General features: G+C 70.8%; 8 protein-coding genes. 5 read left to right on the forward strand and 3 right to left on the reverse strand.

Annotated elements, in window-relative coordinates; all coding sequences use genetic code 11:
• Positions 1–20: 20 nt before the first annotated feature.
• The 3 genes from IH61_RS42590 to IH61_RS0106165 form a co-directional block, all read right to left on the reverse strand.
• Positions 21–3,008, reverse strand: coding sequence for a hypothetical protein (locus tag IH61_RS42590; RefSeq protein WP_158844687.1), 2,988 nt, complete (start codon positions 3,006–3,008; stop codon positions 21–23).
• 113 nt (positions 3,009–3,121) lie between these two features.
• Positions 3,122–4,744 carry a sigma-70 family RNA polymerase sigma factor gene (locus IH61_RS49490; RefSeq protein WP_031066108.1) on the reverse strand — a complete coding sequence of 541 codons (1,623 nt, stop codon included), beginning with the start codon at positions 4,742–4,744 and terminating at the stop codon, positions 3,122–3,124.
• Between the two features lie 325 nt (positions 4,745–5,069).
• Positions 5,070–7,145, reverse strand: a complete 2,076-nt coding sequence (locus IH61_RS0106165) for a glycogen debranching N-terminal domain-containing protein (RefSeq protein ID WP_107057059.1) — start codon at positions 7,143–7,145, stop codon at positions 5,070–5,072.
• A 170-nt stretch (positions 7,146–7,315) separates the two neighbouring features.
• Between IH61_RS0106165 and IH61_RS0106170 the strand changes: the two genes are divergently transcribed.
• The 5 genes from IH61_RS0106170 (at position 7,316) to IH61_RS0106190 (ending at position 13,575) form a co-directional block, all read left to right on the forward strand.
• Positions 7,316–8,350 (forward strand): LacI family DNA-binding transcriptional regulator, encoded by a 1,035-nt coding sequence (locus IH61_RS0106170; RefSeq protein ID WP_031066112.1) that lies wholly within the window; start codon positions 7,316–7,318, stop codon positions 8,348–8,350.
• Positions 8,351–8,421: 71 nt separating this feature from the next.
• Entirely contained in the window at positions 8,422–9,675 is a 1,254-nt protein-coding gene (locus IH61_RS0106175; RefSeq protein ID WP_031066113.1) for a sugar ABC transporter substrate-binding protein, read from the forward strand.
• On the forward strand, positions 9,665–10,765 hold the full coding sequence (locus IH61_RS0106180) for a carbohydrate ABC transporter permease (protein ID WP_234327053.1): 1,101 nt from the start codon (positions 9,665–9,667) through the stop codon (positions 10,763–10,765). Before IH61_RS0106175 ends, IH61_RS0106180 begins: the two co-directional genes overlap by 11 nt.
• Positions 10,752–11,645, forward strand: coding sequence for a carbohydrate ABC transporter permease (locus IH61_RS0106185; RefSeq protein WP_031066119.1), 894 nt, complete (start codon positions 10,752–10,754; stop codon positions 11,643–11,645). The genes IH61_RS0106180 and IH61_RS0106185 overlap by 14 nt, the downstream gene beginning before the upstream one ends.
• A gap of 154 nt (positions 11,646–11,799) precedes the next feature.
• On the forward strand, positions 11,800–13,575 hold the full coding sequence (locus IH61_RS0106190) for an alpha-amylase family glycosyl hydrolase (RefSeq protein WP_234327054.1): 1,776 nt from the start codon (positions 11,800–11,802) through the stop codon (positions 13,573–13,575).
• Positions 13,576–13,773: the final 198 nt, after the last annotated feature.

A 13,773-nucleotide genomic window follows, 5' to 3' on the forward strand; every position in this document is an offset into this window, starting at 1 on the left:
CTTTGGCGTCGGGGCGAGGATCACCTGATGTCGAACCTGTCGACCAACAGGTAGCCGCCGCCGGCCTTGGTGAGGGTGAGGGTGTGGTGGCCGAGCGTCAGGCCGCCGGCTGAGTAGAGGTTCTGCTGAGCGGCGCGGGTCGCGGAGTAGGCGTTGCGGCTGCCCTGCGAGGTGCCGTCGAGGGAGACGCTGACCGTGCCCTGATCGGTGTTGGTCTCGGTGAGGTAGTCGATGCCGGTGCCGTAGAACGTGACGGTGACCGCGTCACCGTCGGCGGTCGCGGCGTGGACGTCGTCGCCGTGGTCGCCGAAGCCGCGGCCGGTGGATGCCTGCCACGAGGATCCCGTGTACTGCAGCGACGGGTGATCGTCGTTGACCGTCCGGGTGACCTGGAAACCGTCCAGGGTCGCGAAGGCTCCGCTGCTCTTGACGACCTTGACGGTGTGGGAGCCCGGGGTCAGGCCGCTGGTGCTCCAGACGACCTGCTGGACCTGGCGGGTATCGGCGTGGGTGTCCACCTGGCCCTGGGAGACACCGTCCAGGTACACGGTGACCAGGCCCTGGTCGGCGCCCTTCTCGCCGAGCACCTGGATGCCGGTGCCGGTGAAGGTGTAACCGGCGGCGTCACCGTCGGTGGTGGCGACGTGGATGCCGTCGTTGAAGTCGCCGAGGCCACGGTTGCTGCTGTAGCCCCAGGAGCCACCGGAGTAGGAGATACCGGGATCGTCGTCGTCGATCCGCCCGGTCAGTGGCCTGTACTGCGCTCGCGGGCCGGCGGCGGTGATGATCGCCTGCGCGGGGGCCGGCCAGGCGCCGTCGGTGACGACGGTGGCCGGCTCGACAGTGGCGCCCTTGCCGTTCTCGGAGAGGGACGTGTCGGAGTAGTTGCTCTTGACGGTGGTGTCGTGGACCGATCCGTCACTCTGTACGCCGACCCAGGAGCTGGGTGCGATGAAGCGCATCACGTTGTCGTGGACGTCCCACCAGGAGCTGCCTTCGTCGAGGTAGACGGAGCAGCAGGCGTGGCTGGCCACGGCCAGGTAGTTGCCGGAGATCACGGATGTGGTGGTGGTGCTCGCGTTCGTCCCGCTGCCGCTGTTGCCCTGTCCGCCGTTGAGGTAGACGGGGCCGCCGTCGCGGAGGAGGAGCATCACGTTGTGGAGGGAATTGCCGGTGATCCGGTTGTCCCCGGCGTAGTTCGTGCCGTAGTGGGTGGCCCAGCCCCAGCCCCAGCCGAGGGAGATGCCGGAGTACGGCATGTATCCGATGTCGTTTTCGGCGATCGTGACGTTCTGGGTGTAGCCGGCCCAGACCCCGATGGTGTCCTGGTACTGCTGCCCCACGTACGTGATGGTGTTGTCGGTGATGGTGTCGCCGGTGGTCATCAGCTCGGGGCGGGTCTGGTAGTAGTCGTCGGCCTCGCCCAGGGAGACGCCGCCGCCGGAGGTGTCGGTGATGATGTTGCCGGTGACGGCGGAGTTCTGGGTGCCGTCGGCGAGGTCGAGGGCGGTGGAGCCGAGGTGGGTGAAGGTGTTGCGCGTGAAGGCGATGGCGTTGCCGCGGTGGACCTGGACCGCGCCGGGGATGCGGGTCGGGGTCGGGTACTTCGTGGCGGTGTTCCACAGCACCCCGGCCTGGTTGTCGACGTAGCCGGTGGTGGTGGGCTGGTTCCAGGTGTTGTAGGCGAAGGTGACGCCCTGGAAGGTGATGTTGTGGACCGGCTGGACGGTGTCGGGGATGACGCTGAACCCGTCGACGAGCATCTCGGAGCCGCCGGCCTTCACCAGCTTGACGGTGTGCGTGCCCTTGCTCAGCCCGGATACGTCGACGAGCGGCTGCTGGGCGAGCCGGCGGCTGCCCGCAGCGCTCGCTGCCGAGACGGTCCGGGTCTTGGTGCCGTCGACGTAGACGTCGATGTCGCCCCCGTCGGGGTGCTTCTCGGTCAGGACCTGCACACCGGTGCCGGTGAAGGTGTAGCTGACGGAGTCGCCGTCGGTGCTGGTGGCGTGGACGTCGCCGTACAGATCCCCGAAGGAGCCGCGGTCGCCGAGGGCGGTCCATGAGCCCGTGTAGACGGCGTCGGGGTCGTCGTCGTTCACGGGCGCGATGTGGCCGGGTGTGCCGGAGAGGTCCAGCAGCTCGGCGGCGGTGGGCAGTTGGACGTCGGCGCCGGCGAGGTTCTCGCCGGCGCGCGGGATGTAGTACAGGTAGCCCGCGTCGCTGTCCAGGTAGAACTGGCCGGGCTGGGTGAGCAGTTGGTACGCGTTCTCGATCCAGGAGATGCCGTCGAGCTTCGGCAGGCCGGAGCCGTTGAAGGGGAAGCCCGGATTGGGGACGCTGCTGTTGTTGTTCTTGAAGCAGTCCGCGTTGACGTTGAGGCTGGAGCCGCCGCTGTCGGTCGCGGTGATGCTCTTCAAGGGGCAGCGCATGTGCTTCCACTCCCTGTTCGCCACCACCTCGATCCGGCTCTGATCGGTGAACGAGGCGTAGGACGGATCGCTGGTGGTGAACGAGGACCCGGACAGGTCGAAGCCCTGGGGGTTCAGCGGTCCGCGGGCCCGCTGCGCGCGCACTCCGTTGACGAACAGCTCCCGGCTCTGCGTGCCGACGGGGACGGACGCGCGCCAGATGTTCTTGGAGCTGTCGTAGGCGCTGAAGCCGGTGACCTGCTGCCCGCCGCTGAGGACCGGGACCTCGCCGGGGTAGGCGACCCAGTTGACGTTGTGGCCGCCGGTGCCGGAGTCCTGCGGGCCCAGGGCCAGCGGGCTGGTGCGGTGGTAGGTGCCACCGCGCAGGTAGACGGTGATGTCGGCGGTCATCGAGCCGTTGGCGGACCGGACGGCGTTCTGCGCGCCGTCCAGACTGCAGGGGGCGGTGATGGTGCATTCGCTGCCGGAGCCGGCCGGCGAGGCGTAGACGACGGTACCCGTGGCGGCCTGCGCGGTGCCGGCAAGCGGCACGGCTGCCAGAAGCAGGACCCCGGCCGCCAAGCCGGATAGTGCTGCCATTCGTGACATGGCGCTCCTTGAGGGGTGGGGGTGGGGGCGCTCCTGACGAGGGGCTAGGCCCTCGTCGGGTCGTGGCCGACCGGCGGCGTTTCGCAGTGCCGGTCGCGTCTGCGTCAGCCCGAGAAGTCCTGGGTCATCCAGATCCTTCCGGAGCCGTCCCGGACGATCGAGATGCCCACGTGGCGGTACGAGCAGCCGAGGATGTTGCGGCGGTGGCCGTCCTCGGGTGCGGTCTCGGCAAGCATGGCGTTCGTCAGGCCGACGGCCATCCCGCCGATCGCTCCCGGTGTGTTGGCCACCGGTCCGCCGTTGCCGATGTTCTCGGCGGTGGCCGGTCCTCGGGCGCCGAGGTTCGGCTCGCCCGGGCAGGTGTGGTTCAGTCCGCAGCCGGACAGCATCGCCTGGCTGTGTCCGTTGGCGCTCCGGTTCAGCGCGGTGGTGCGCTGCAGTGCCGGCAGATTCTGCTCGGCGCGTGCCCGGTTGATGGCCACGAGTACCTGTTCCTCGGGTTCGGCCGCTCCGGCGGAGCCGGTCGTGGACGTCGCCGCCGAGGGGGTGGCCGTTGACGGAGCGGCCGACGGGGTGGCGGACGCCGCCGGGGAAGGTGTCCCCCGCGATGCCGACGGCGACGTCACGGAGGAGGGAACGGGGGCCGGCCCGGTGGGTGAGGGGGAGGCGTGCCGGGGGATCGGGTCGGCGGTCACCGGGGCGGAGGCCGCGCCGGTCGGCCGGGGGGTGGCGGCGGGGGAGTCCGGCGCCGACGCGGACGGGAGAGGCGCGGATCGCGGCGTCGGGTTCCCGGTCTCCGGTTCGAGGACGGCCGCCGTGCCGCCGATCGCCGTCACGGCCACGACGGCCGCGGCGACCTTCGTCTTCCAGTGGTCCTGCCGGGACTTCGGCTTGCGGTGGGAGGCCCGGCCGTGCGCCTGCGCCGGTCCGGCGGGCACGCCGGGCAGGTTCGACGTGACCTTGCCGACAAGGCCGACGGGCAGGGGGACCAGCGCCAGCCCGGCCAGGAGGCCCTCGACGGGCACCAGGTCGCTTCCGGCGTCCCGGCAGCGGCGGCAGTCCTGGGTGTGGCGGGCGATGCGCTTGCGCCAGAGCGGTCCGGGAACGCCGGGCCAGTCGGCCGTGAGGGCCGTGAGGTCCGGGCAGCGCGGGGTGGCGGCCAGCGCGCGGACGATGCCGCGCGCCGTGTCGAGCTGCTTCTTCATCCGGCCGATCCGCACGGTGACCGCGTGCGCGTTCGCACCCGTCGCGGCGATGAGGTCGGCCCGGCTCAACTGGCCCGACTCGACCAGCCACCAGAGCGACAGCAGGTCCCGGTGGTCGTCGTCCAGCCAGGCGGCGGCCCGGGCGGTCTCCTGCCGCTGGCCGGTCAGCCGCAGTTTCCACACCGACAGTTCGGCGAAGTCGGCTTGGGGATCGGGGAGGGTGTCGAAGACATCCTGGGGGTGCGGGTCGGCCTGCCGGGGCCGGTGGTGGCTGCGGACCTGGTTCATCGTGATCGCCACCAGCCAGGACCGGAAGGCTTCCGGATCGCGCAGGCCGGGCAGGCCGCGGACGACGTGGAGCATGACGTCCTGCACGGTGTCGTCGACCTCGGCGTCCCGGGCCAGGGCCCGTCCGACGATGTTGTACACGAGCGGGAGGTAGGCGGCGACGACCTCGTCGAGGGCCGCTCTGTCGCCGTCCCGGGCTGCCGTCACCAGGGTCGTGTCGACATCCGTCACCATCCGTCAGACTCCAGACATGCGGGATTTCGAGGGCCTCTGCACGGGGAGACGGGCGGCGACTGCCGAAGTCACACAAAGAGCACGCCTCCGTCGGCAGGGATGCGCGGTGCGACGGGCGCAGCCCGGTGAGCCGCTCAACGTCCAAGCGGTGACCGGCTGATGACTTCCCCAGGCCGACGGCTGTTCCGCCGGGAAGTAATAGTTAAATTACATTACGACCCGCGGGTTTGCCCAGACCGGTCGCCGTGAAGTTCGCTCCGGGCCCGGTGATGGCCGTCGCCGCCGGGGAGCGCCGGGGAGCGCCGGGCGGCGCTCCCCGGGCGGGTCAGTGCTCCACCGTGACCGTGAACCCGCGGGGCGCGCGCAGGTCGACCGCCCCGCTGTGGTCGGTCGTCACCTCGATCGGCAGCCCCGCCACCGTCAGGCCGGTGATCCGCAGGGACTCGTAGCCGGCCGGGACCCGGCTGCGGATCCACAGCCGCCGGTTGGGCGCGTCGGCCTGGAGGCCGAGCAGCGACTGCAGGACCAGCACGGCGGACGCGGCGGCCCACGCCTGCGGCCGGCAGGAGGCCGGGTACGGGACGGGGCGGGCGTACCGGGCGCGCGGGTAGCCGGCGAACAGCTCGGGAAGCCGGTGGTCGAACGCCGCCGCCGCCCGTACCAGTCCGGTGGCCAGCGGCGCGGCGGCCTCGTGCAGCCCGGCGCGGGCCAGGCCGTGTACGGCGACGGCGCTGTCGTGCGGCCAGACCGAACCCGTGTGGTAGCCCAGCGGGTTGAAGCCGGCCGCGCCGGCGTCCAGGCTGCGCAGGCCGAAGCCGCTGTCCATGCCCGGGGCGGTGAGCCGCCGCGCCACCAGGGCCGCTTCCTCGGTGGAGAGCAGCCCAGTGCCGAGCAGGTGGCCCATGTTGGAGGCGACCGAGTCGACCGGGCGCTTGTGCCGGTCGAGCGCGACCACGGGGTAGCGGCCGTGCTCGTCCTCGGCCCAGAACCGGGCGCGGAAGCGCTCGCGCAGCCGCTGCGCCCACTGGCGCCACCGCTCGGCGCCCGGGCGGCCGAAGGCGTCCAGCAGCGCGGCCGCCGCGAGCGCCGCCTCGTGGGCGTACGCCTGGACCTCGCTGAGCGCGATCGGGGCGTCGGCGATCCGGCCGTCACGGAAGCGGATGCTGTCGGAGGAGTCCTTCCAGCCCTGGTTGGACAGGCCCCGGCCGGTGCTGTCCGCGTACTCCAGGAAGCCGTCGCCGTCCGCGTCGGCGTACGTCCCCAGCCAGTCGAGGGCGGCCTCGGCGTGCGGCAGCAGCTCCTCGACCTCGTGCTCGGGCATGCCCCAGCGCCAGGCGTCGTGCAGCAGGACGAGCCAGAGCGGGGTGGCGTCGGCGGTGCCGAAGTAGCAGGGCGGCAGCCGGGAGCCGGTGTCCAGGTGCTGCTCGTCGCGCCGGACCTCGTGCAGGATCTTGCCGGGCTGCTCCTCGGTGGCCGGGTCGACGGTGCGGCCCTGACGGCGGGCGAGGGTGCGCAGGGTGCCGGCGGCGAGGTCGGTGCCGAGCGGGAGCATCATCCGGGCCGCCCAGAGCGAGTCCCGGCCGAACAGGGTGAGGAACCAGGGTGCCCCGGCGCCGAGGAAGGTGTCGCCGGGGTGCAGCGGGTCGGTGAGCAGCAGGCCGCGCAGGTCGCTGTGGGAGCGGGCGATCCAGTGCGCGAGGTCGTGCTCCCTGCCGATCACCGCGGGCGTGGTCCAGGGGGCGGTGTCGGCGGGCGGTGCGGGGAAGAGGTCGCCGTCGCGGTGTTCGGCGGTGCATTCCAGGACGGCCTGCCAGCTTTCGCCGGGGGCCAGTTCGATCACGAAGCCGAGGGTTCCGGTGGCGGCGTCGAGCCGGTCCGGCGCCGGGGTGGCGGTGAGGACGGCGGTGAGCGGGCCGCTGCTCCAGCGCAGGGCGTCGCCGCCGAGGGCCGTGGGCGCCAGCGGGACGCCGGTGCGGCCCGCCTTGACGGTGTCCATGGTGGCGAAGTCGCTCTCCGCGCGGATGTCCAGGCGCAGCCGGGCGGTGAGGTCTCCCGCGTTGCGCACGGTGAGGCGTTCGACCAGGCGACCGGGGTGCAGGTCGCGGCGGCGTTCCAGGGTGGTGGCCGGGTCGGCGGTGCGTTCGGCGAGGCCGCGCAGCACGGTGACGAAGGAGAGCTGCCCGTCCTCACCGTGCGAGGCGGCGACCGGTGCGCCGACGACCGGTGCGCCGGAGATCCCGGCGACGTCGGCCTCCAGGCGGGAGAGGAACCGGCGGTCCCCGTGGTAGAAGCCCTCGGCGCCCCCGGCGATCCGGCCGTCGGGGCGCGAGGCGCAGAAGCTCGGGGCCGCCACGGAGAGGCGGGCGTCGTGCAGGAAGGGCTGCAGCTCGATCGCTGACATGGTCTCCACATCCTCGTTCCGGGGCTTGACAGTTGCTTCCAAAGGGGCGCAACCTTTCCGTCATTGGAGCGTTCCAAGACATTAACCCCGCTGATGGGGGAGATGGAACCCCCACTTGGAACGCTCCAACTCCTTCTCGTCGATCGAGACCGAGCCCTAGGATCGCCGTCATGCATGCGAACCCATCGCCCAAGCCGAAGACGGGCACCGCCGTGACCCTGGAGATGGTCGCCGCGCGGGCCGGTGTCGGCCGCCAGACGGTATCCAACGCGATCAACGCGCCCGAACTGCTGCGCCCGGAGACGCTGGAGCGGGTCCGGCGCGTGATCGACGAGCTCGGCTACCGGCCGCACCGCGCCGCGCAGGCGCTCAAGTCCAGGGCGAGCAAGCTGATCGGCTACGGCGTCCGGGCCGGCGGCACCGGAGCCGCGACCCCGGTCCTCGACCAGTTCCTGCACTCACTCGCCGAGGCCGCCGACGGGGCCGGCTACCGCGTGGTGGTGTTCGCCGTCACCCCCGGGGACAGCGAACTCACCGGCTACCAACGGTTGTTGGACGAGCACGGCGCGGACGGCTTCGTCCTCAGCGGCACCGAGCGCGGCGATCGCCGCCAGGCATGGCTGCACGAGCACGGCGTCCCCTTCGTCGCCTTCGGCCGCACCTGGTCCGGCAGGGACGTGGGGGACTGGGTCGACGTCGACGGCGCCGCAGGGACCTCGGCCGCCGTCCGGCACCTGGCCGCGCTCGGCCACCGCAAGATCGGCTTCCTCGGCTGGCCCAAGGGCTCCGGCGCCGGCGACGACCGCGCCCGCGGCTGGCAGAGCGCCATGCGTGAGCTGGGCCTGCCCACCCGCGGCCGCCGGACCGAGAGCGTGAACGACCCGGCCGAGGCCGCCGAGGCCGCCGAGAAACTGCTCGCCGCCGGTGCGACCGCCGCCGTGGCCGTGAGCGACACCCTGGCCCTCGGCTGGTACCGGGCCCTGCGCGCCGCCGGCCGCACCCCCGGCCCGGACGCGGCCGTCATCGGCTTCGACGACTCGCCGATCGCCCCCCTGGTGTTTCCCGCGCTCTCCAGCCTCGCCCAGCCGATCGACGCGGTGGGCCGCGCGTGCATGCGGCTCCTGCTCGACCGGCTGAACGGCGGACGCCGCCCCGCCCAGCACGTGTTGCTCGCCCCGGAACTGGTCCTGCGCGAGAGCCTCTGACCACCGGGCGGCCGCCCGAGCCCCATGACTCCCTCCCCGGACCCCCACCCACCCCCGCAAGGAGACCCAGCATGGCCACTTCCCGTACCCTCTCCGCGGCCGCCGTCTGCGCGGCGCTCGCCCTCGGCGCCGTCACCGGCTGCTCCTCCTCGGGCGGCTTCGGCGACAGCTCGGCCAAGCAGTCCTCCGGCGGAAAGCAGAGCCTCACGGTGCTGATCGCCACCTCCGGCGAGGCCGAGACCGCAGCGGTCAAGGCGTCCGCCGCCGGCTGGGCCCAGAAGACCGGCAACACCGTCACCGTGCAGATCGCCAGCGACATCAACCAGCAGCTCGGCCAGGCGTTCGCCGGCGGCAACCCGCCGGACCTCTTCTACGTCAACTCCGACCAGTTCGCGAACTACGCCAAGGGCGGCTCGCTCTACCCGTACGGCGACCAGATCCCCGACGCCTCCGACTTCTCGGAGCAGCTGCGCAAGGCGTTCAGCCGCGACGGCAAGCTGACCTGCCTGCCCAAGGACAGCTCCACCCTCGGCCTGGCGGTCAACACCACGCTCTGGCAGAGAGCCGGGCTCACCGAAGCCGACTACCCGACCACCTGGCAGCAACTGGCCGACGTCGCCGCCAAGCTCACCAAGGACGGCGTGACCGGCCTGGTGACGACCCCCGAGTACCAGCGGCTCGGCGTGTTCATGAAGCAGGCCGGCGGCTGGATCACCAACCCCGAGCAGAGCGCGATGACCGCCGACAGCCCGGCCGACAAGCAGGCTCTGGAGTACGTGCAGTCCCTGCTGAAGGCCGGCAGCGCCAAGTACGTCTCCGAGGTCGACGCCGGCTGGGGCGGCGAGGCGCTCGGCAAGGGCAAGGCCGCGATGACCATCGAGGGCAACTGGCTCAAGGGCGCCATGGCCAAGGACTACCCGAACGTCCCGTACAAGGTGCTCCCGCTGCCCGCCGGCCCGGCCGGCCAGGGCACCCTGGCCTTCAGCAACTGCTGGGGCATCGCCGCGAAGAGCACCCACCAGGCGGCCGGCGTCGACCTCGTCAAGCACCTCACCTCCGCCGACCAGCAGCTGGAGTTCGCCAAGGCGTTCGGGGTCATGCCCTCGCGCACCAGCGCGCTGGCCGCCTACGCTGCGAAGTACCCCGAGTCCAAGGCATGGGTCGACGGCGTCGCCCACGCCCAGTCGCCGGTCACCGTCGCCGGGTTCACCAAGGTGCTCACCCAGTTCAACACCGACCTGCAGTCGCTGCGGACGGGCGACCCGGCGACCGTCCTCGGCAACCTCCAGCGCAACGGCGAGCAGGCCCTCAAGAATGCCAAGTGACAGCACCACTCGCACGAAGCGCCGCCACCTGCGCGAAGGAGCGTGGGGCTGGCTGTTCGCCGGCCCCATGGTCCTGGTCCTCGGCCTCTTCCTGGTCCTGCCGATCGGCATGGCCCTGTGGGTCAGCCTGCTGCACTGGAACGGCCAGTCCAGCCCGTTCAGCGGCAGCGCCGACTTCGTCGGCCTGGACAACTACCGCCGCCTCTTCGCCGACGACGGCCTGGACCGCACCCTCTTCGCCACCTCGCTGCGCAACACGTTCTACTACGTCCTGCTGACCGTGCCGCTGCAGACGGTGCTGGCACTCCTGCTCGCCCTCCTGGTCAACCAGCGGATGCTGCGCGGCCGGGGAGCCCTGCGCACCGTCTTCTACTTCCCGTCCGTCACCAGCACGATCGCCGTCTCGACGGTCTTCCTGTTCCTCTTCCAGGGCAGCGGAGCCGTCAACCGGATGCTCGGCTGGTTCGGCGTCCAAGGGCCCAACTGGTTCGCCGACCCACGCGGCGTGGTCTGGCTGGTCCTCGGCCCGCTCGGCGTCCACCAGCCCGCGCCGGGCGGGGGAGGCCCGCTCGGACTGTCCTGGTCCGAGTGGTTCGCCGGGCCCTCGGTCGCGATGTTCACCCTGATCCTGATGGCCGTGTGGACCACCTCCGGCACCTTCATGCTGATCTTCCTCGCCGCCCTCCAGGACATCCCGCGCGAACTCGAGGAGGCCGCCGCGCTCGACGGCGCCAACCGCCGCCAACTGCTGCGCCACGTCACGCTTCCCGCGCTGCGGCCCGTGCTCTTCCTGGTCCTCACGCTCGGACTGATCTCCACCTGGCAGGTGTTCGACCAGGTCTACGTGATGGGCAAGGGCGCGCCCGGCAACACCACCCTCACACCCGCCTACCTGTCCTACTCGGCCGGCTTCGACAACGCCGACTACGGGCAGGGCGCCGCCATCGCGTTCGTCCTGCTCGGCCTGATCCTGCTGCTGACCGCCCTGCAGCGGTGGGTCCTGCGCGAGCGGGACGGCCGGCCGAAACGGCGATCCCGCAGCCCCCGGAGCTTCGGCAGCCCGAAGGGAGCCCGTCGTGCCCCGCGCTGACAAGCCCGCCCGGGAGCGGGCGGTCCTCGGCCGCTTCCCCGCGCCCCTGCGGTACCTCGGCTACGCGGCCGTGGCCGGGTTCGCCCTGCTCTACCTGCTGCCGTTCCTGCTGCAGCTGGCGAACAGCTTCAAGACCGATCCCGACGCGGCGGCCCACCCGATGACGCTGCTGCCGCAGGGCGGCACGCTGGCCTCGTACCGGCGGCTCGTCGGCCTCGCGGACGGGGTCGAGAACGTCCCGTTCCTGCGCTGGCTGGGCAACAGCGTCCTGGTCACCGTCCTGGTGACGGCCGGCCGAGTGCTGTTCGACTCGATGGCGGGCTACGCGCTCGCCCGGCTCCGCTTCCCCGGACGGCGGCTGCTGTTCGTCTTCGTGCTGACGGTGATGGCCGTCCCGGGCGTCGTGCTGCTCATCCCGAAGTTCCTGGTGCTGAAGAGCTTCGGCATGTTCGACACCTACGGCGGGATGATCCTGCCGCTGCTGGTGGACGCCGCCGGGATCTTCATCATGAAGCAGTTCTTCGAGTCGGTGCCGCGTGAGATCGAGGAGGCGGCGCGGATCGACGGCGCCGGGACGTTCCGGATCTTCTGGTCCGTGGTCCTGCCGATGTCCAGGCCCGCGCTGATCACGCTCACCGTGCTCTCCTTCCAGGGCTCCTGGAACGAGTTCACCCACTTCCTGGTCTCCACCCAGTCCAGTGAGCACGACACCCTCACCACGGGCCTCGCGCACTTCGTCTCCGGTGGCCTCGGCTCCGGAACGCAGTACCCGCTCAAGCTCGCGGCCGCGCTGATCTCCACGGTGCCGGTGGCGGTGCTGTTCTTCTGCTTCCAGCGCCACTTCGTCCGCGGCGCCAACTCGGGCTCGTCCAAGGGCTGAAGCCGTGCCTCTTCCGTCCTGAGGGAGGCCGGTCCGAGTGCGGCCCGCTCATCAAAACCTAAGGATCGCCCTGTCACAATCCGCGTCATCGGCCGCGCGGTTGCCGCAGCCGAATCACTGGCCTGGCACCGGCCGCAGGCCCACGCTGCCCGGAGTGCGACAGCGGACCCCACCGGAAGCGGCGGCCGCCGGCCTGATCCCCCACAGTCAGTTCAACCGTCGATTGGAGGCGGACATCATGGTGTCCCGACGCAATTTCCTCGTCGGATCCGGAGCTGTCATCCTCGGTTCCGCACTTGCCAACAGCACGTTCAGCGGGATCGCCCACGCCGCACCGCAGGGTGGTCCGGCCTGGCTGGAGAAGTCGGTGATGTACCTCCTCTACCCGCAGACCTTCGCCGACTCCGACGGCGACGGCATCGGGGACATCAAGGGCATCATCGGTCGCCTGGACTACCTGAAGTGGCTGGGTGTCAACCTGATCTGGATCCCCCCGATCTATCCCTCGCCCTTCAAGGACGCCGGTTACGACGTGTCCGACTACAAGGCCGTGGCGTCGCGTTACGGCACGCTGAAGGACTTCGAGACCTTGGTGAAAACCGCGCGGGAGAAGGGGATCCGGATCCTGCTGGACTTGGTCGCCGGCCACACCTCGGACCAGCACCCCTGGTTCACCGCCTCGGAGACCGACCTGAAGGACGGCCGTTACATCTGGACCGGCCCGGACCACGCGGACGCCGACGACCTGCCCGGAAACTACGTCCTGCGGGAGGGATCGAAGCGCGGCGCATTCCTGCACAACTACTACGAGAGCCAGCCCGCGCTGAACTACGGCTTCGCGCGGATGGACCCCGAGGAGCCGTGGCGCCAGACCGTCGACGCCGAAGGCCCGATGGCGAACCGTGCCGCACTGCAGGAGATCATGAAGCACTGGCTGGACCTCGGGGTTTCCGGCTTCCGCTGCGACATGGCGTTCTCCCTCGTCAAGGATGACCCCGGCTACGCGGAGACCTCGAAGATCTGGCGAGCAAACCGGAAGTGGCTCGACGCCAACTACCCGGAGGCCATGCTGATCTCCGAATGGGGGTACGCCAAGCAGTCGATCGATGCCGGCTTCCACGCGGACTTCTTCCTCCACAACCTTGGTTCCACCTCCCCGGACCCCACCAAGGGCGGAGCATGGAATTCGCTCTTCCTCAGCGGCAAGGACCCGTACTTCAGCGACTCCGGCAGTGGGTCGGCCAAGATCTTCGTGGACACCTGGACGCAGTGGAGCGGGGACATCCGCCAGCGCGGGGGGTACATCGCCCTGCCCACGGGCAACTTCGACGACGCCAACCGCCTGAACGACGGTAATCGTGGCACCGCCTCCTTGAAGTCGGGCCTGGTCCTCCAGCTGACCTGGCCCACCCTGCCGATGATCTACAACGGCGAGGAGATCGGCATGAAGATGATCAAGGGTCTGCCGAACAAGGAGGGCAGCGACGACGGTGATCCCGACGGGGACCGACAGCGCAATCGCACGCCGATGCAGTGGGACTCCACGGCCAACGCGGGATTCTCCAAAGCCCCCGCCGACAAGCTCTACCTGCCGATCGACAAGGACCCGAAGCGCCCGACGGTGGAAGCGCAGCAGGACGATCCGGACTCGCTGCTGTGTCTCGTGCAGCGGCTGATCAAGCTGCGGAAGTCGGAAACGGCGTTCGATCCGAGCTCGGAACTCCGGGTCCTCTCCACCGGCTATCCGTTCACCTACCTCCGTGGTGACCGCTACCTCGTGGCCGTGAACCCGCGGCGGGACGCGGCCGAGATCGTGGTCGACGACGCGCGGCTCGGTCGCGCCCGGTCGGTGGAGAACGTCGGCACGACGATCGACGGCCCCCGACTGCAGGTCGACGGTTTCGGCTTCGGGATCTTCGACCTGAGCTGAGCCTGGTGCTCGCCCCCGCAGGCTTTCGCGCCAGGCGATACATCGGATGACGTTGCCGACGCGCCGTCCCGGAAGCCGTGCCTCCTCGGAGGCATGGCCACCGGATCTAACCTTTCCCCACCAGCATCTTGACGTTCAGGACCCTTCGCGCCCAGGATTCACCCACGCGCCACATCCGGCCACACATCGGATGTCTCC

The sequence above is a fragment of the Streptomyces sp. NRRL WC-3742 genome (genome assembly GCF_000720635.1).
Taxonomy (GTDB): domain Bacteria; phylum Actinomycetota; class Actinomycetes; order Streptomycetales; family Streptomycetaceae; genus Kitasatospora.